General features: G+C 71.3%; 16 protein-coding genes. 10 read left to right on the top strand and 6 right to left on the bottom strand.

The genetic code is table 11. The features are described from left to right. Positions 1-33: 33 nt before the first annotated feature. Positions 34-1,227 carry an acyl-CoA dehydrogenase family protein gene (locus ITJ59_RS17260; protein ID WP_194652546.1) on the bottom strand — a complete coding sequence of 398 codons (1,194 nt, stop codon included), beginning with the start codon at positions 1,225-1,227 and terminating at the stop codon, positions 34-36. A gap of 47 nt (positions 1,228-1,274) precedes the next feature. Here ITJ59_RS17260 and ITJ59_RS17255 point away from each other — a divergent pair, with 47 nt between their 5' ends. Together ITJ59_RS17255 and ITJ59_RS17250 are read left to right on the top strand one after the other, a co-directional pair. Then, positions 1,275-1,883, top strand: a complete 609-nt coding sequence (locus ITJ59_RS17255; protein ID WP_194652545.1) for a QsdR family transcriptional regulator — start codon at positions 1,275-1,277, stop codon at positions 1,881-1,883. Beyond that, entirely contained in the window at positions 1,880-2,323 is a 444-nt protein-coding gene (locus ITJ59_RS17250) for an acyl-CoA thioesterase (protein ID WP_194652544.1), read from the top strand. Before ITJ59_RS17255 ends, ITJ59_RS17250 begins: the two co-directional genes overlap by 4 nt. 100 nt (positions 2,324-2,423) lie before the next feature. On the opposite strand, the gene ITJ59_RS17245 is transcribed toward ITJ59_RS17250, so the two are convergent. The 3 genes from ITJ59_RS17245 to ITJ59_RS17235 form a co-directional block, all read right to left on the bottom strand. Next, a complete protein-coding gene (locus ITJ59_RS17245; RefSeq protein ID WP_194652543.1) occupies positions 2,424-2,588 on the bottom strand; it encodes a hypothetical protein in 165 nt (54 codons plus the stop codon). A 32-nt stretch (positions 2,589-2,620) separates the two neighbouring features. After that, the gene (locus ITJ59_RS17240) at positions 2,621-3,061 is read right to left on the bottom strand and encodes a VOC family protein (protein ID WP_194652542.1); all 441 of its coding nucleotides are present in this window, start codon (positions 3,059-3,061) and stop codon (positions 2,621-2,623) included. 654 nt (positions 3,062-3,715) lie between these two features. Next, positions 3,716-7,186, bottom strand: a complete 3,471-nt coding sequence (locus tag ITJ59_RS17235) for a proline dehydrogenase family protein (protein ID WP_194652541.1) — start codon at positions 7,184-7,186, stop codon at positions 3,716-3,718. Positions 7,187-7,291: 105 nt separating this feature from the next. Between ITJ59_RS17235 and ITJ59_RS17230 the strand changes: the two genes are divergently transcribed. The 4 genes from ITJ59_RS17230 to ITJ59_RS17215 all read left to right on the top strand — a co-directional run bounded on the left by ITJ59_RS17230 (position 7,292) and on the right by ITJ59_RS17215 (position 12,491). Further along, the gene (locus ITJ59_RS17230) at positions 7,292-8,194 is read left to right on the top strand and encodes a LysR substrate-binding domain-containing protein (RefSeq protein ID WP_194652540.1); all 903 of its coding nucleotides are present in this window, start codon (positions 7,292-7,294) and stop codon (positions 8,192-8,194) included. 173 nt (positions 8,195-8,367) lie between these two features. Further along, positions 8,368-9,912, top strand: a complete 1,545-nt coding sequence (locus ITJ59_RS17225; RefSeq protein ID WP_194652539.1) for a putative Ig domain-containing protein — start codon at positions 8,368-8,370, stop codon at positions 9,910-9,912. 220 nt (positions 9,913-10,132) lie between these two features. Next, positions 10,133-11,716, top strand: coding sequence for a putative Ig domain-containing protein (locus tag ITJ59_RS17220; protein ID WP_194652538.1), 1,584 nt, complete (start codon positions 10,133-10,135; stop codon positions 11,714-11,716). A 142-nt stretch (positions 11,717-11,858) separates the two neighbouring features. After that, positions 11,859-12,491: an FMN-dependent NADH-azoreductase gene (locus ITJ59_RS17215; protein ID WP_194652537.1), complete on the top strand. Its 633-nt coding sequence runs from the start codon at positions 11,859-11,861 to the stop codon at positions 12,489-12,491. A gap of 4 nt (positions 12,492-12,495) precedes the next feature. Here ITJ59_RS17215 and ITJ59_RS17210 read toward each other — a convergent pair whose 3' ends face one another. Further along, positions 12,496-13,554 (bottom strand): MBL fold metallo-hydrolase, encoded by a 1,059-nt coding sequence (locus ITJ59_RS17210; RefSeq protein WP_194652536.1) that lies wholly within the window; start codon positions 13,552-13,554, stop codon positions 12,496-12,498. A 101-nt stretch (positions 13,555-13,655) separates the two neighbouring features. On the opposite strand from ITJ59_RS17210, the gene ITJ59_RS17205 reads away from it, so the two are divergent. The 3 genes from ITJ59_RS17205 (at position 13,656) to ITJ59_RS17195 (ending at position 15,139) form a co-directional block, all read left to right on the top strand. After that, on the top strand, positions 13,656-14,699 hold the full coding sequence (locus tag ITJ59_RS17205) for an ATP-dependent DNA ligase (RefSeq protein ID WP_194652535.1): 1,044 nt from the start codon (positions 13,656-13,658) through the stop codon (positions 14,697-14,699). Positions 14,700-14,837: 138 nt separating this feature from the next. Continuing rightward, positions 14,838-14,999: a hypothetical protein gene (locus tag ITJ59_RS17200; RefSeq protein WP_159573681.1), complete on the top strand. Its 162-nt coding sequence runs from the start codon at positions 14,838-14,840 to the stop codon at positions 14,997-14,999. Then, complete coding sequence (locus ITJ59_RS17195; protein ID WP_194652533.1) at positions 14,996-15,139, top strand: hypothetical protein; 144 nt, start codon at positions 14,996-14,998, stop codon at positions 15,137-15,139. Before ITJ59_RS17200 ends, ITJ59_RS17195 begins: the two co-directional genes overlap by 4 nt. 23 nt (positions 15,140-15,162) lie before the next feature. Here ITJ59_RS17195 and ligD read toward each other — a convergent pair whose 3' ends face one another. After that, complete coding sequence (gene ligD / locus ITJ59_RS17190) at positions 15,163-16,182, bottom strand: non-homologous end-joining DNA ligase (protein WP_194652532.1); 1,020 nt, start codon at positions 16,180-16,182, stop codon at positions 15,163-15,165. Between the two features lie 32 nt (positions 16,183-16,214). Between ligD and ITJ59_RS17185 the strand changes: the two genes are divergently transcribed. Next, positions 16,215-17,051, top strand: coding sequence for a DUF429 domain-containing protein (locus ITJ59_RS17185; RefSeq protein ID WP_194652530.1), 837 nt, complete (start codon positions 16,215-16,217; stop codon positions 17,049-17,051). Position 17,052: the final 1 nt, after the last annotated feature.

Raw genomic sequence — 17,052 nt, 5'->3', positions numbered from 1 at the left:
CCACCCGACCGACCCGACCCGGTCCGACCCGCGCTAGACGAACGCAGCCTGCCCCGTGATCGCCCGACCCACGATGAGCGTGTTCACCTCGCGCGTGCCCTCGTACGAGTAGATCGCCTCGGCATCCGCGAAGAACCGCGCGACACCCTTGTCGAGCACGATGCCGTTGCCGCCCTGCACCTCGCGGCACCAGGCCACCGTCTCGCGCATCTTCGCCGTCGCGAACGCCTTCGCCATCGCGGAGTGCTCGTCGCCCCCGACGCCGGCGTCCTGCATGGCCGAGGCCTGCGTGCAGAGGGCGATAGAGGCGGTGATGTTCGACAGCGACTTGACGAGTAGGTCCTGCACGAGCTGGTGCGCAGCGATCGGCTTGCCGAACTGGATGCGCTCACGCGCGTAGGACAGGGCGGCCTCGTACGCGCCGACCGCGATGCCGACGGCCTGCCACGCGACCTCGGTGCGGGTCAGCCGGAGCACCTCGGCGGTGGATCGGAACGACGTCGCGTTCTGCAGCCGACGCGTCTCGGGCACCCGGACGCCCTGCATGACGATGTCGGCGTTCTGCACACCGCGCAGCGCGATCTTGTCCTCGATCTTCGTGGCGCTGAAGCCGGCGGTGTCCGTCGTGACGAGGAAGCCCTTGACCTGACCGTCAGCGACGTCCTTCGCCCAGATGACGACGACGTCGGCGAAGGTGGCGTTGCCGATCCAGCGCTTCTCGCCGTCGAGGATCCACTCGTCGCCCTCGCGTCGAGCGGTGGTGCGCAGCCCCTTCGCGGAGTCGCTGCCCGAGTACGGCTCGGTGAGCCCGAAGGCACCGACGATCTCGCCGGCGGCCATGCGAGGCAGCCACTCGCGCTGCTGCTCCTCGCTGCCGGCGACGGCGATCGAGTTCATCGCGAGGCCGGACTGCACGCCGATGAACGTCGCGACGCTGGCGTCGACGCGGCCGAGCTCGAGTGCCGCCCACCCGCGGAACACGGCCGAGTTCTCGAACTGGCGCACGAGCGGGATGCCCGGCCCGTACATGCCGAGCTCGGCGAGGGGCGCGATCACCTGCATCGGGAACTCGGCCCGCGCCCAGTACTCGTCGGCGATGGGCCGCACCTCGCGCTCGAGGTACTCCCGGAGTCGCCCGATCGACGCACGCTCCGGCTCGGTCAGCTGCTGTTGGAAGCCGTAGAAGTCCGATTCGAGGAGGCCCGTCGTGGGCGTCAGCGTTGACATGGAACCAACGATGCATCATTCTCGAAAACGTTGCAAGGGAGGCTCGCGTGTACACATCGGATTCTGCGCTGCGCGCTTTCCGGGAGGCCCGCCACACGTTCATCGACGGCTCCCGCATCGACATGGGCGCGTTGGCTGCCGCACTCGGCGTGGACCGCACGTCGCTGTTCCGGTGGGTGGGCAACCGTGACCGGTTGCTGTCCGAGATCCTGTGGTCCCTCGCAGTCCCCACGCTCGATCGGGCGTCTCGCGCTGCCGACACGATCGGATCCTCCGGAGCGGCGCGCATCGTCGACGTGCTCGACCGGTTCACCGCCGACCTCATCGAGGCCACCTACTTCCGAGCCTTCCTGACCCGCGAGCCCGCGCGGGCGATGCGCCTGCTGACCACCTCGGACAGCGACGTGCAGAGCCGGTTCGTCGAACGGGTCACCGCGCTCGTGGTCGAGGAGCAGTCCTCCGGCGAGTTCGATCCGGCCCCGTTGTCCGCCGAGGAGCTCGCCCGGCTGCTCGTCCGGATCTCAGAGTCGTTCACCTACGCTGAGTTCATCTCCGGTGAGGCCCCCGACCCCGTCCGGGCACGCGCCGCGTTCGAGTACGTGTTGCGCCCCGCCGCCGATCACGCCACACCCGCACCTCCGATCGGAGACCGATGACCATCGACGAGTACCCGTTCCGACGCGACTACCCCACGCGGTGGAACGACAACGACATGTTCGGACACGTCAACAACACGATCTACTACTCGGCGATGGACAACGCGTCGACGTACTGGTTCCGCGAGCAAGCGGGCCTCGACCCGTTCTCGTCGGAGTGGATCGCCGTGCTGGTGTCGTCGAGCTGCCGGTTCGTCGAGTCAGCCGTGTGGCCGGACGTCATCGAGGTCGGGATGCGCTCGAAGCACCTGGGCAACACGAGCCTGTCGTGGGAGTTCGGGCTGTTCCGGCAGTCCGACGGGGCGCTGCTCGCGACCGGCGAGTTCGTGCACGTCATCATCGACCGCGAGGGCGCCCGCCGACCGATCCCCCTGCCGGAGTCGCTGCGCGCGCTCGTGACCGGCACGATGGTCGCCCAGGAGCCCGCCGTCGCCGACTGACCCCGGCGACGCGCCCAGCGCCGACTCAGCGCCGCCGTTCGGGCGCGGATCCTCCCTGCCGCGCGCGGATCGGAACCAGGTCGCCGACACCGAGCACGGGTCAGGGGCGGTAGTCGTCGCGGCGAGGCTGGTACAGCCGCGCAGCGAGGTCGTCGCCCGCAGGCTTTCCGCCACCCATGGTCCCGATGGCCTTCGCAGCTGCGGTCAGCACGAAGCCGATCCCCCGGCCGATGACGAGCACGATGCGCATGACGTCCCCCTTCATCGCTCCATGCTAGCCCGCTGCTCGAGGGCTGCTCAGGACTTGAGTGCAGCGAGCTCGAGGTTGATGTCGTCGGGGTCCTGCACGGACAGGATCACCATGCCGGCGTCGCCGAGGTCGGTGACCTCGCCGTGCTCGACCCCCGCTGCGTCGAGCCGGGCAGCCGCCTCGTGCAGCTCGTCGACCGAGCCCACGACGAAGCTGACGTGGTCGAGGCCGACGGTGTCCGGGTTGAACGTCTGCCCCGCGGGAGCGACCGGACGGAGCCCGAACACCTGGTCACCGAGCCGGAACACCGATCCGCCGTAGAAGCGCTCACGGTCCTCGCGGACGCCAGGCTCGTCGACCTGGTCGCTGAAGTCGATCGCCGGGTCGGTGCCGAGCAGCTGCTGGTAGAACGCCTTGCTGCGGTGGATGTCGGTCACGGTGACGCGGACGTGGGCCAGGGCGGTCGGGCGGGCGAACGGTTCGGTCATGGTGGAGCTCCTCGGGGTTCGATCCGACGCAGGGCCGTCGGGTGCGCGCCGTGGTTGCGACGCGCACCCGAGGCAACGCTCCGCCCCTCCGAAGCGCCCGAGGCCGTGCGGCGACCGGACAACCCGGAGCACGACGGTCCGCACGCCGAACAACCAAAGTGCCCCCGAACTGCGGGAAGCCGCGGTTCGGGGGCACTTTGGTTGTGCAAGCGGCGCTGGACCCGAACGCCAGCGCCGCGGTCCGGTCAGATCAGGTCGTCGGTCAGGTGGTTGGGCGTGCCGAACCGGTCATAGTGCGCTCTGAACAACGACAGCAGCGACAACCCACCCGAGCATCAGCACCAGGACAGTGATCAGGAGAAGCGATCGAGGTGCTCGGTCTGAGCGCCGCGCCATCGCGAACGTCCAGATCACAACGGCCAAAAGTGCAGCAAGGAGTATCGCCCAGGTTGCCCACCAGGCTCCGCCGTACGCCAGAGCGAGAGCAAGCCACCCACCCTGTGCTGGTAGAAGCAGGGCAGCGCCTACCCGGTCTGCGACCTGGACTCGTTGCTCCCGGGGTTCATCTGGGAGTGTTCCTTGATCCACTCGCTCAACCTATTCGATTGAGCCGACCGCCCGCCTCGCGCAAGCGGCTGCAGGCTGCGTAACGCGCTAGATCAGTCCGACGGTTAGGTAATTCGCAGTGCCGAAGCGGTGCGCGGTGATCGAGACCGCCTGCTCCCGGACGAACGGCAGGATCTCGAGCCGACCGGCCTCGGTGACGGGGCCGCCGTACACCGCGACGTCGGGACGCCCGCCGATCGCCGAGTACAGCGCCGAAGTGTCGCCGCCGATGAGCCGGACACGGGTCGACGAGCCGGACGCGATCTTCGACGCGAAGGACTCATCGGAGACCGACTCGGACAACGAGCGGACGATGGACAGCGAGCGGAGAGCCGAGGCGACGGCAGCGGGCAGGGCGCCGGCGGTCGAGACGTCGATCGTGGTGCCGGCCCGGAGTGCGGCGGCGACGACCCGGACGAGCTCGACGACCGAGTCATCGGCGGAAGCGCTGGCAACCGCAGCCAACCGCACCTGCACCGACGGGAACGGCAGGTACCGGGCGATGTTCCGCTCGGCGCTCAGGGCCGACACGTCGGTGGCGGTGCCGAACAGCGTCGACCAGGCCTGCTCGTCCGACGCCAGCGACCGGTCGAGCACCGGCGAGGTGACCCCTGCCGCACGGACGAAGGCGCTGACCGGAGCGGAAGGAACGGACGCAGCAGTCGACGCAGCAGTCGACCAGGACCCCAGTCCGAGCAAGTAGTTCAGCCCACCGGCCTTCGTACCCGCACCGACGGCCGACTTCTTCCACCCACCGAACGGCTGCCGACGGACGATGGCTCCCGTGATGCCGCGGTTGACGTAGAGGTTGCCCGCCTCGATGCGCGACAGCCACTGCCCGATCTCGGCCGGGTCGAGGGAGTGCAGGCCCGAGGTCAGGCCGTAGTCGACCTCGTTGACGATGTCGATCGCCTCGTCGAGGGTGTCGGCGGTCATCATGCCGAGGATCGGCCCGAAGTACTCCGTGCGGTGGAACTCCGAGCCGCGGCGGACGCCCTGACGGACACCGGGGCTCCAGAGCTTGCCGGTCTCGTCGAGCTGCTTCGGCTCGACGGCCCAGGTCTCCCCCGCGCCGAGCGTCGTCAGACCGGCGAGCAGCTTGCCCGACGCCGGCTCGATGATCGGTCCCATCTGGGTGGTCGGATCGGTCGGGTAGCCGACGGTGAGCGAGGACACGGCGTCGAGCAACTGGTTGCGGAAGCGCTTCGACTTCGCGACCGAACCGACCATCACCACGAGCGACGCGGCCGAGCACTTCTGGCCGGCGTGTCCGAAGGCCGAGGCGACGACGTCCTTCACCGCGAGGTCGAGGTCCGACGACGGCGTGACGATGACGGCGTTCTTGCCCGAGGTCTCGGCGAGCAGCGGCAGGTCAGAGCGGAACGAGCGGAACAGCTCGGCGGTCTCGTAGGCCCCGGTGAGGATGACCTGGTCGACCAGCGGCGAGGCGATGAGCTGCTCGCCGAGTTCGTTCTCGGACACCTGCAGGAACGCGAGTACGTCGGCCGGGGCGCCGTGGGCGTCGAGCGCGGTCTCGATGATCGAGGCGAGCACGGCACCGGACCGCTCGGCGGGCGGAGCGGGCTTGAGCACGACGGCGGACCCGGCAGCGAGTGCGGCGAGGGTCGACCCGGCGGGGATCGCGACGGGGAAGTTCCACGGCGGCGCGACGAGGGTCAGCGTCGCCGGCGTGAACGTCGCACCGTCGACCTCGTCGAGCTGGGACGCGAGCGAGCCGTAGAAGTGCGCGAAGTCGATTGCTTCGGACACCTCGGGGTCGGCCTGGTCGATGGTCTTGCCGGTCTCGGAGGCCATGACCTCGATGAGGGCGGCACGGTTCGCCTCGAGCGCGTCGCCGACGGCGTGCAGCACCGCGCCGCGCGCGGCACCGGACCAGGTCCCCCAGACCGCACCGGCGGCCTGGGCGCGACCGAGCGCGGAGTCGAGGTGCGCGGCGGAGTCGACCCGGGCCTCCTGGACGGCGCGGACGCCGAGCGTCGACGACGCGATCCGGTCCGTGATGGCCGAACCCCACTGGCGCACCGTGGCGACCGACGGGTCGCTGTCCGGGGTGTTCTCGAACCGGCCCGGTCCGGGGCGGCCGACGGCTGCGTAGCGGTCGGCGACGCGATGCGACGCGGGAGCGGCGAGGCCCTCGGGCGTGGCGAGCGGCACGAGCGAGGCACGGAACCGCTCTTCTTCGCGAGCGAACAGCGGCGGCGACGTCACCAGCGAGAAGACCGCGGACATGAAGTTGTCCTGCGAGGCGCCCTCTTCGAGCCGGCGGATCAGGTACGCGATCGCGACGTCGAACTCACCGGGGTGCACGACCGGCGTGTAGAGCAGGAGCGAACCGACGGTGCGGCGGACGGCTTCGGCCTGGCCCTGCGCCATGCCGAGCAGCATCTCGAACTCGATGCCGTCCCGCACGCCGCGCTCTCCGGCGAGCAGCCAGGCGTGCGCGACGTCGAACAGGTTGTGCCCGGCGACGCCGACGCGGACGTTCTCGACACGCGACGGGGTGAGCGCCCAGTCGAGCACGCGCTTGTAGTTGGTGTCGGAGTCCTGCTTGGTGTGCCAGGTGGCGAGCGGCCAGCCGTGCACCGAGGCCTCGACCTGTTCCATCGGCAGGTTCGCGCCCTTGACCAGGCGGACCTTGATGCCGGCACCACCGCGGGCACGGCGGGCGGCGGACCACTCCTGCAGCTGCTCCATCGCGGCGAGCGCGTCGGGCAGGTACGCCTGCAGCACGATGCCGGCTTCGAGGCCGAGGAACGCGGGCTCGTCGAGGAGCTTCGTGAAGACCGCGATCGTCAGGTCGAGGTCCTTGTACTCCTCCATGTCGAGGTTGATGAACTTCGCCGGGGTCGCTGCGGCGGCGCGCTCGAACAGCGGGCGGAGCTGTTCGACGATGTCGTCGACGGCGTGGTCGAACGCCCACGGCGAGTGCGGGTGCACGGTCGAAGAGACCTTGATGGAGACGTAGTCCACGTCGTCGCGGGCGAGGAGCTTGTGCGTGCCCTCGAGCCGGCGGGCGGCCTCGCGCTCGCCCAGGACGGCCTCGCCGAGCAGGTTGACGTTGAGCCGGACGCCGTCCTGCTTGATCTTCGCGATGGCGGGGCCGAGCTTCGAGTCGGTGGCGTCGACGATCAGGTGGCCGACCATGTTCCGGAGCACGCGGCGGGCGATGGGGACGACGACGGTCGGCAGGGCCGGGGCCATGCCGCCGCCGAGACGCACGAGTCCGCGCATCGCCGCGGGCAGGAACCCGGGGGCGTTCGGCGCGATCTGCCGGAGTTTGCGGGCAGCGACGGCGAGGTCTTCGGGGCGGACGACGCCGTCCACGAAGCCGACCGCGAAGTCCAGGCCGGCGGGGTCGGCCAGCACCCCGGCGAGCTGCTTGGCGGAGCCGTCGACCGGGAAGGACTCGGCTTCGGCCAGCCACTGTCGGACGAGTGCGACGGACTGGTCCGCCAGCGCGTCGTGGTCGGTGGCGGGGTGCTCGTGCAGGGTCGTCATGGGATCAGTGTGGAGGTCCGGGATACGGTAGCGGAAGCGACCGTTCCTGATGGGTACCGTTCAGTTGCGCTACCGAATCCGCCGCGACTCCACTACCGTCGAACCATGCTCGATGTCCGCCGTCTCGTGCTCCTCCGTGAGCTGTCGATCCGTGGCACGATCGCGGCCGTCGCCGAGGCGATGAACTTCACCCCGTCGGCGGTGTCGCAGCAGCTCAGTGCCCTGGAACGCGAGGCCGGGGTGCAGCTCCTGCGCAAGGCCGGACGACGGCTGCAGCTCACCCCGCAGGCCGAGGTGCTGGTCGCCGCCGCCGGCCACGTGCAGGACGTGCTCGAGCAGGCCCAGGCACAGGTCGAGGACACCCTGCCGTCGGTGCAGGGGCGGGTGCGGGTCGCCGTGTTCCAGTCCGCGGCCCTCGCGCTGATGCCCAACGCCCTGCACGAGATGGCCACCGAGCACCCCGACGTCCGGGTCGAGATGGTGCAGCGCGAGCCGGAGACCGCACTGAACGAGACCTGGGCGCGCGACTTCGACATGGTCATCGCGGAGCAGTACCCCGCGCACGCCGCACCGCACCTGTCCGGCCTCGACCGCTCGGACCTGACGACGGATGCCGTCCGGTTGGCCCTGCCCCCGCTCGACACCGCGCTGCTGCCGGTGTCGTCGCTCGAGGACGCCCAGGCCCTGCCGTGGGTGATGGAACCCCGTGGGACGGCCTCGCGGCACTTCGCCGAGCAGGTCTGCCGGCGCTGGGGCTTCGAGCCGGACGTCCGCTACGAGACCGCCGACCTGCAGACCCAGATCCGCCTGGTCGAGTCGGGCAACGCGGTCAGCCTGATGCCCGACCTGATGTGGACCGGGCGGACGACCACCTGCCGGCTGCTCGAGCTGCCCGAGCAGCCCCGCCGCACGATCTTCACCGTCGTGCGCGCGGCCGGCGCTTCATCGCCCGCGGTCCGTGCGCTCCGGGCTGCGCTCGAACGCGCCGCGGCGGCCGTCGGCGACTGACCCCCGACGCAGAACAACACACACGGACGCACACCGACGGACACGCAAGCAGCCGGACGCCGCCGTGCCGTGACCAAACCGAGACCTGACCGACTGTCAGGATCGTGGGATCGACGACATCTCCTGGATGAGGGCACGTTTCGGTGCCCCGTCCGGCATCCGAGGGGGATCCCATGAACAGGCCCAGCACGTCCCAGCCCTGCACGTCCACCACGCGTCGCGTCGCCGCGATCGGCGCCGCGGTCGCCATCGTCGCCGCGTCGTCCGCCTTCGGCATCGGCGCATCGACCGCCGTCGCCGCCGAGGAACCGGCGGCGACGAGCACCGCGACACCGGCCGCACCCGTCGCCACCGACGCACCCGCCGCATCTGCCGCACCCGAGACGCCCGTCCCGACCGACGCAGCCGACGAGCAGCCGGGAGGCCCGACCACCGACCCGACGCCGGCTCCCGCCGACGAGTCGGAGACCCCACTGCCAGCGGCTCCCGCCGACGACGCCACGCCGACACCCACACCCACACCCACACCCACGGAAGCAGCAGCCCAGTCGGACGCACCCGCCGCCGAGGACGGCAGCGACCTCGCGTTCACGGAGCCGTCGACCGAGGACGCCCCGCTCGCCCTCACCGCCACCGTCGGGACTCCGTTCTCGCACACGTTCGAGACCACCGGCGGCAACGGCACCGTGGGCTACGCCATCCAGGACGCCCCGTCGTCCGAAGCCGGGCCGACCGACTACAGCGTCAACGTCGAGACGGGCGTGCTGAGCGGCACCCCGACCGAGGCCGGCACGTTCCGCTTCGAGGTCGTCGCCCTGAGCGGCTCGACCCAGATCACCGAGTACGTCGAGCTCACCGTCTCCCCCGCCGCGACGCCGGACGTGATCACGTTCGGCGAGCAGTCGACGCCCGAGTCCCCGATCCGCATCGAGACCACGGCCGGTGACACGGTCGACCGGACCTTCACCGCGACGGGGTCGTCGAGCGAGCTGCACTACATCCTGCTCAGCGGTCCGACTGCGTTCCCGGTGCCGGGCAATGCGTACCCGACGGCTCCGTCGGGCCTGTCCGTGGACGAGGCGACCGGCCGACTCAGCGGCGCCCCGACGGTGGCCGGTGAGTACGACTTCCAGGTCATGGCGCTGAACGGCTCCCGAGCGGCGACGCAGTACGTCCACTTGTCCATCCGTCCGGCCGCCACGGCCCACCTCGAGCTGCTCATCGGAGTCATCGGGACGGGCCAGGCCTGGCAGACGGGCGAACACGGGCTGCGCGAGATCTTCGCCGAGAGCCCCGATGCGAACCCGGTCGACGCTGTGCCGGCAGCGCAGGGCGCGACGATGTCGGTCCGGGTCACGCCACTCGACGCGTACGGCAACCCGACCGAGGACCACGACGGCGCGACGCCGAAGGTGACGAGCAGCGTCTCCTCGGACGAGGTCTCGTTCCCGACCGATCCCTGGAACGCTCGCGTCCGGTTCCCGCACGCGTCGCCGCACACGATCACGGTCGCTCTCGACGGGGTCTCGACCTCGTTCGACGTGGACGTGCAGCCGGCGGCAGCGACCGTCGGCACCACGACCCCGACAGTCGGCTCGGGAACCGGCACCCTCGCCTACACGGGCGCCGAGACGTCCGGCCCGCTCGCCTGGGCGCTCGGCTTGCTGGCCGCCGGCGGCGGCCTGCTCGTCCACCGGCTGCGTCGCCGACGCGCCTGACGCGGTGCACCGCGCCGGATGACGGACGGGAGGCCCGTGGCGGATCCGCCACGGGCCTCCCGTCCGTCGCGGGTTCCCGCACGGACCCCCAAGCATGGTCACATTCCGGTCACCGTCGCCTGTACGGGCGTGCAGCACCGCTACGATCCGAGAGCGCCGAAATTCTCGGCAGATTCTCACGATCCGGCCACCCAGCCGGACCTCACCCTGGGGGGAACCCGTGCACCGCAGCACCTCCGCCGTCCGTCGCGCATGCGCCGTCGGCACCACCGTCGCACTCGTCGGCCTGACCACCGGGCTCGGCATCATGTCCGCGACCGCAGCCAGCGCCGTCGAGCCGATCGACTCCACGCAGCCCGTCACCTCGGCCGAGACCCCGGCCCCCGCTGACACGACCGAGACGCCCGCTCCGACCGAGGTCCCCTCGGACGCCTCGACCGACGCCCCGGCCCCCGCCGAGGAGACCCCGGCGCCGACCGACGAGGCGACCACCCCCGACGACGAGCCGGCCGCGCCCGAGACGACGGCTCCGGCCGCCGAGACCCCGGCGCCGACCGCGACGCCGACCCCGGACGTCACGGCGAAGGCCGCCGACGCGACCGTCACCATCGACGGTGCGGCCAAGGTCGGTTCGCTCCTGAGCGCCGTCGTGACCGGCTTCGACGAGGACTCCTCGTACAAGTACGTCTGGGCTGACCAGAACGGCGCGGTCCTGTCGAAGACAGCGACCTACCGCATCGACCCCACCGACGTGCGCAAGACGATCACCGTCACGGTGACCGGCATGCTGCCCGACGCGACCGACACCACCGCGGTGACGTCCGAGGCGACCGCCCCGGTCACCCAGGACCCCGCGTTCCTCGGCACCGACGGCAAGCCCACGAAGGCCGGCGCCGACGCCGACCACCCGCTCGCACTGAGCACCGCCGCCGGCGACACGTTCTCGTACACGTTCCGTGCGCAGGGTTCGCCCGAGCCGACGTACAAGCTCGACTGGTTCGAGTCGTACGACGCCGAGAACGCCGCGGAGAACGAAGAAGAGGGCTACTTCCCCTCCGATCAGCTGCCGGACGGCCTGACCTTCGACGCGTCGACCGGTGAGCTGAGCGGCGTCACGACGTGGGTCTCCGAGTGGGACTTCGCCGTCACCGCGACCAGCGGCACCGCATCGGTGACGCAGTACGTCGCGCTGAACGTCGAGGCCGGTGCCCCGGCCGGCATCATGGTCTACACGACCGACCGCGCAGGCCTGTTCGACGACGACGACAGCGACGACCGGACGACCTGGATCATCGAGCCTGACGGCAGCGTCATCACCCTGAGCCCCGAAGAGTTCATCGAGGGTGGTCGCCCGACCATCGAGCAGGGCGGCACGCTCGTCGTCGCTGGTGGTCTCGTCGACCGCTACGGCAACCCGATCGTCGACGACGACGAGGACGCTCCGGTCCTGCTGCCGACCGTCACGTCGGACATCGCCAGTGACGTCATCGCTCCGGACCCCGACTTCGGTGAGTACGGGCTCGTGAACGTCACGTTCCCGCACGCGTCGACGCACAACCTGACCGTCGCCGCCGGCGCGTTCAGCACGTCGTTCCCCGTCGAGGTCCAGCCGACCGCCGCCACCGTCGTCACCCCGACGACCCCGGTCGCAGCCGCCCCGGTCACCCCGACCAACCGCGGCGGGCAGCTCGCCTACACGGGCTCGGACGCCACCGGCGCCCTGCCCTGGGCCCTCGGCCTGCTCGTCGCCGGCGCCGGCCTCATCGGCGCCCGCACCCTGCGTCGTCGCCGCGCACAGCGCTGACGTTCGACCAGCGCTGACGGCCTCCCTCGTCTCTCGTCCGTCGCGTGCCCGCGTGACGGACGGGAGGCCCGGCTCGGCCCCGCCTGACCCCGCACCGGGGCGGCGGGGCCGTTTCCGTTCCACCGTCGGTAGCGTGGGCACCATGCCCACGCTGCTGCACATCGACTCGTCCGCCGACCTCGCCCACTCCCGCTCGCGCGCGCTCACCGCCGCGTTCGCCGATGCCTGGCGTGCCCGCGGCCCGGAGTACACGGTGGTCCGGCGCGACCTGCACGTCGACCAGCTCCCGCACCTCGAGACCTCGGCGCTGCACTGGGCAGCAGCGGACCGCACCGCCGACGAGTCCGTGGCACCCGAGGCCGAGGCGCTCCGCCAAGCGGTCATCGACGAGCTCCTCGGTGCCGACGTCGTGGTCGTCGGTGCGCCGCTGTACAACTACACGGTGCCGTCGACGCTCAAGGCCTGGATCGACCGCATCCACGTCCCCGGCGTGCTGGCGGGTGACGTGCAGCCCCTGGCCGGCCGACCGGTCGTCACCGTGGTCAGCCGCGGTGCGACCTACGATGCCGGCACCCCGACCGAGGACTGGGACCACGGCTCCCCCGTGCTGCACCTGATCCTCGGCACCGCGCTCGGCATGAAGCTCTACCCGATCACGGTCAGTGCGACCCTGGCCGACCGGCTGCCCGACCTGGCGCCGCTCGCCGAGCACGCATCCGCCGAGTTCGCCGACGCGAAGACCACGATCGAGCGCTTGGCCACCACGCTCGGCTGAACGGTCAGGCGGGACGGATCTCGTCGGAACGACCGAGCAGCTCCGCGTGGAACGCCGTCTGCGTCAGGGCGCTCGCGAGCAGGAACCCGGTCATCGACTCGATCCCGCCACTGAACGGCACGCGTGCGGCGACCTCGAACAGCGTCGGCCGGTCGAGCCCGTCCAGGGCGTCGGCGACGTGCCGAGAACGCTCCTCGCGGTGCCGCACCAGCGTCTGCGCGCGGGTGACGACGTCGGCGAACCGGTACTCGTGGCCGGGGCAGACCTCGAGACCGGCGTACGGGTCGAGGAGTCCGAGCGACGCCAGGTAGTCGCCGAGCGGGTTCGTGTCGGTGCGTCCGCCGAGTCCGATGCCGGGGTTGATCCGTGGCAACACGTGGTCGCCGGTGAAGAGCAGCCCGTCCGCCTCGTCGACGAAGCACACGTGGCCGGCGGTGTGCCCGGGCGTCCAGAGCGTCCGGATGGTGCGGCCGGGGATCGGGAGCACGTCGCCGTCGGCCAGCAGCAGGTCAGCGTACGGCTCCTCGCTCCGCCCGAGGCCGATGCGCCGCCCGCTCCCCCAGGCCGCGACGACGCCGTCGTGCAGCTCGGGCGGCAGGCCCCACGTGGCGATGTCGGCGTCGTTCCGCGCGGCGTCGGAGCGCTCGCGGTCGAGGGCGTCGACCTCGAGTCCGTGCATCGCGACCCGGGCCCCGGTCGATCGGCGGATCGCGGCGGCGGCACCGAGGTGGTCGGCGTGCAGGTGCGTGACGGCGACGAGGGACACGTCGTCGAGCGACCGTCCGATCGCCGACAGTGCGGCGCGGACCTCGTCGAGCCCGCCGTCGGCCGACCACCCGGGGTCGATCAGCGCGAGGGAGCCGTCCGACCCCTCCACCACGTAGACCAGGGTCGCATCGGGCACGCCGAACCGGAACGGCACCGCGAAGGTCCAGATGCCCGGCCGCACCTGTTCCACGGGCGGCAGGACGCCGTCGCGGAGCGCGGCGGCCTGCACGGGGCTGATCGGTTCCGGCCTGATCGGTTCCGGGGCCGGCGCTGCCGACGGGGGCACGGTCGTCACCCGCACCACCCTACTGACGCGCGCCGACCCGCCCAGCGCGATCCGGGCCTCCCGTCCGAAGCGCGCGGCGCTGCGCATCCGCGCCCGAGTAGACACGACGCATGGAGATCGCACCGATGCTCGCCAAGGCCGTCGCCGACGTGCCCGACCCCGACAGCGTGACGGGTGGGCTGCGCTACGAGCCGAAGTGGGACGGCTTCCGCGGCATCGTGACGATCGACGGCGACGACGTCGAGATCGGCAGCCGCGGCGCGAAGCCACTCACGCGCTACTTCCCCGAACTCGTCGACGCCTTCCGCGCGCAGTTCGGCGGCCGCGACCACCCCGTGGTCCTCGACGGCGAGGTGATCCTGCGCTCCGGCGAGCCGGGGGCCGAACGGCTCGACTGGGAGGCGCTGTCGCAACGCATCCACCCGGCGGCCTCGCGGATCGCGAAGCTCAGCACCGAGACGCCCGCGCAGTTCGTCGCCTTCGACCTGCTCGCGCTGGACGGCGACGAGCTGGTCGGCCTGCCGTTCGACGAGCGACGGTCGCGCCTCGAGTCGCTCGCCGCCGACCTCGCCGACCCCCTGTTCGTCACCCGCACCACGCTCGACGTCGACCGGGCCCGCGAGTGGCTCACGACCTTCGAGGGCGCCGGCCTCGACGGCGTGGTCGCCAAACCGCGGGCGAAGCCGTACGAACCGGGCAGACGCACGATGCTCAAGATCAAGCACCACCGGACCGCCGACGTCGTCGCGATCGGGTACCGCGTGCACAAGAGCGGCTCGGGCGTCGGCTCGCTGCTCGTCGGGCTGTACGGCGACGACGGCGAGCTCCGCCAGGTCGGCGGCGTCTCCGCCTTCTCCGACAAGCGTCGGCTCGCCCTGGTCGACGAGCTCGAGCCCGTCGTGCTGCGCGATGCGGACGGGAGGCCCGTCACCGGTGACGGGGAACGGTCGCGGTTCTCGTCGGGTCGCGACACGTCGTTCGTCCGGCTGGCGCCGGAGGTGGTCCTCGAGGTCCGGTACGACCAGATGGAGGGCGACCGGTTCCGGCACACGGTGCAGTTCGAGCGGTGGCGACCGGATCGCGACGCATCGTCGTGCGGGTTCGACCAGCTCGAGGTGCCGTCGGCGTACGACCTGCGTGATGTCCTCTCCTGACGCGGGATTGTCCGTTTTTCGACGTCTTCACGGCATTCCACGGAAAGTAGTTAGCCGAACTAGCGAAACGCTGCCAGCATGGTGATCAGCAGCACGGAGCACCCATCCCGGGAGCCCCAGGACCGAAAGCGGATCGACATGAGCACCAGCACGCTTGTCCGCCACTCGCAGCGGAACCCCTTCACCGAGGTGCGCGAGGCACGTCGCCAGCGCACCCTGCAGCTGAGCGCGGTCATCAGCGCCATCGCCGGCGTCACCGCCACGGCGCTCGCCCTCGTCACGATCGGCCTCGGCTCGTGATCGTCGACGGCATCAGCGACGCGCACCGCACCACGTGGTCGCGTCTCACCCGCCTGCGAACCGCGACGATCGGCCTGCCGATGCAGACCTCGCGCGTCGACGACCCGGACCGCTCGACGGACGCCCTGCCCGCGGTCTGAGCCTCGGACCGGGCTGGCCTCGGTCAGCGCTTCTTCGCGCGTGACGGTTGGACGCGCGGCGGCTCGCCGGGCATCTTCGGGAAGTCCGGCGGGAACGGCAGCTCACCGTCGCCGTTCGCCACGTCGCGCTCCCACCAGTCCAGCAGCCGAGCGATGCTCCCCTGCTCGTCGTGCATGGCTTCCCATGGATCGCCGATCGTCGCCAGGCGTTCCGGAACCGTCCGGATCGTGAAGGTCGTCGGGTCTGCCGTCGGCAGCTCGTCCCAGGTGATCGGCGTCGACACCGAGGCGTGCGCCAACGCCCGCGGACTGTAGGCCCCCGCCATCGTGCGGTCGCGGTTCGCCTGGTTGAAGTCGACGAAGACCCGCTGGCCCCGCTCCTCCTTCCACCACGCCGTCGTGACCCGGTCGGGCATCTGCCGCTCGAGTTCGCGGGCGGCGGCGATCACGGCATGCCGGACGTCGAGGAACTCGTGTTCGGGAGCGATCGGTGCGAACACGTGCAGCCCGCGGTTGCCGCTCGTCTTGATCCAGGTCGTCAGACCGGCTTCGTCGAGCACCTTGCGGAGCTCCTGCGCGACCGGCACCGTGTCCGAGAAGTCCGTGCCGGGCTGCGGGTCGAGATCGATGCGGAGCTGGTCCGGGTGGTCGCTGTCCTCCGCCCGTGAGGCCCACGGGTGGAAGACCACCGTGTTCATCTGCGCCGCCCACACCGCGACGGCCGGTTCGTCGACCACGAGCTGCGGGTGCTTCCGGCCGCTCGGGTAGGTCACCGTGACCGAGCGCACGTAGTCGGGAGCGCCCTTCGGCGGGTTCTTCGAGAAGAACTGCTCGCCGTCGACACCGCCGGGGAACCGCTGCAGCGAGATCGGCCGGTCGCCGTTGGCCCGGACGAAGGCGTCACCCACCGTCACGAGGTACTCGGCGAGGTCGAGCTTGGTGATACCGGCGTCAGGCCAGAGCACCCGCGACGGGCTGCTGATCCGGACCTCGCGGTCGCCGTCGGGCCCTGGTACCCGCACCGTCGTCGCCTCGCTCGCCATGCCCCGGAAGGTACTCGGTGCACGATGGACGGGTGAGCACGTACCTCGGAGTGGACCTGGCGTGGGGGCTCGGCACCGCGAGCCGCGCCCCGAACGAGACCGGGCTGGTCGCGATGGAGGCCGACGGCACGATCACCGACGCCGGCTGGGCCCGCGGGGTCGACGACGTCACGACCTGGATCGCGGAACACCTCGGGCCGCGGTCGCTCATCGCCGTCGACGCCTCGCTCGTCGTGACGAACCCGACCGGCATCCGCGAATCGGAACGGCAGGTCGGGCAGCGCTACGGCCGGTGGAAGGTCGCGGCGAACCCGACGAACCAGGCCTCTGCGGCGAGCGCCGGCGCCCGCCTGCTGGACCGGCTCACCGCGCTCGGTGTCGAGTACGTGTCCGACACGGCGTCGATGCACGCCAGGACCGGTCCGGCGATGTTCGAGTGCTACCCGTACACGACACTCGTCGGCGTGGAGGAGCTCGGGTACGACGTCGAGCGGCCCCGGTACAAGCGACTCGACCTCCGGATCCCCGCCGCCGAGGCCCGGGCTCGCCGCGCCGAGGCGTTCGACGAGCTGGTCCGTCGGCTGCGCGAGACCCCGCTCGACCCGCCGCTGCAGCTCGACTCCCATCCCCTGACACAGCGGCTCGCCGACCCGTCGGTGCTGCACGGTCCGACGCACAAGCACCGCGAGGACCTGCTCGACGGCGCCTTGTGTGCCTGGACGGCGGCGTTCTGGGAGCGACACGGCGACCAGCGTGTGCAGATCCTGGGAGCGGACCCGAGCCTCCCGTCCGACCCGGTGGACGAGGCGGGCCGCCGGCCCGTCGTGGTGGCGCCCGCGCGCCCGTCGCAGCGGGGCACGCGCGGCTAGG

Source organism: Curtobacterium sp. VKM Ac-1393 (genome assembly GCF_015350995.1).
Classification (GTDB): Bacteria; Actinomycetota; Actinomycetes; order Actinomycetales; family Microbacteriaceae; genus Curtobacterium.
The sequence above is the reverse complement of the archived record's forward strand: the minus strand, read 5'-3'. Positions and strand labels throughout refer to the sequence as shown.

What these genes read in the sequence shown, in the direction of transcription:
- ITJ59_RS17260 (WP_194652546.1), bottom strand. Translation starts at nt 1,227, where the DNA reads ATGTCAACGCTGACGCCCACGACGGGCCTCCTCGAATCGGACTTCTAC.
- ITJ59_RS17250 (WP_194652544.1), top strand. Translation starts at nt 1,880, where the DNA reads ATGACCATCGACGAGTACCCGTTCCGACGCGACTACCCCACGCGGTGG.
- ITJ59_RS17245 (WP_194652543.1), bottom strand. Translation starts at nt 2,588, where the DNA reads ATGAAGGGGGACGTCATGCGCATCGTGCTCGTCATCGGCCGGGGGATC.
- ITJ59_RS17240 (WP_194652542.1), bottom strand. Translation starts at nt 3,061, where the DNA reads ATGACCGAACCGTTCGCCCGCCCGACCGCCCTGGCCCACGTCCGCGTC.
- ITJ59_RS17235 (WP_194652541.1), bottom strand. Translation starts at nt 7,186, where the DNA reads ATGACGACCCTGCACGAGCACCCCGCCACCGACCACGACGCGCTGGCG.
- ITJ59_RS17230 (WP_194652540.1), top strand. Translation starts at nt 7,292, where the DNA reads ATGCTCGATGTCCGCCGTCTCGTGCTCCTCCGTGAGCTGTCGATCCGT.
- ITJ59_RS17225 (WP_194652539.1), top strand. Translation starts at nt 8,368, where the DNA reads ATGAACAGGCCCAGCACGTCCCAGCCCTGCACGTCCACCACGCGTCGC.
- ITJ59_RS17215 (WP_194652537.1), top strand. Translation starts at nt 11,859, where the DNA reads ATGCCCACGCTGCTGCACATCGACTCGTCCGCCGACCTCGCCCACTCC.
- ITJ59_RS17205 (WP_194652535.1), top strand. Translation starts at nt 13,656, where the DNA reads ATGGAGATCGCACCGATGCTCGCCAAGGCCGTCGCCGACGTGCCCGAC.
- ITJ59_RS17200 (WP_159573681.1), top strand. Translation starts at nt 14,838, where the DNA reads ATGAGCACCAGCACGCTTGTCCGCCACTCGCAGCGGAACCCCTTCACC.
- ligD (WP_194652532.1), bottom strand. Translation starts at nt 16,182, where the DNA reads ATGGCGAGCGAGGCGACGACGGTGCGGGTACCAGGGCCCGACGGCGAC.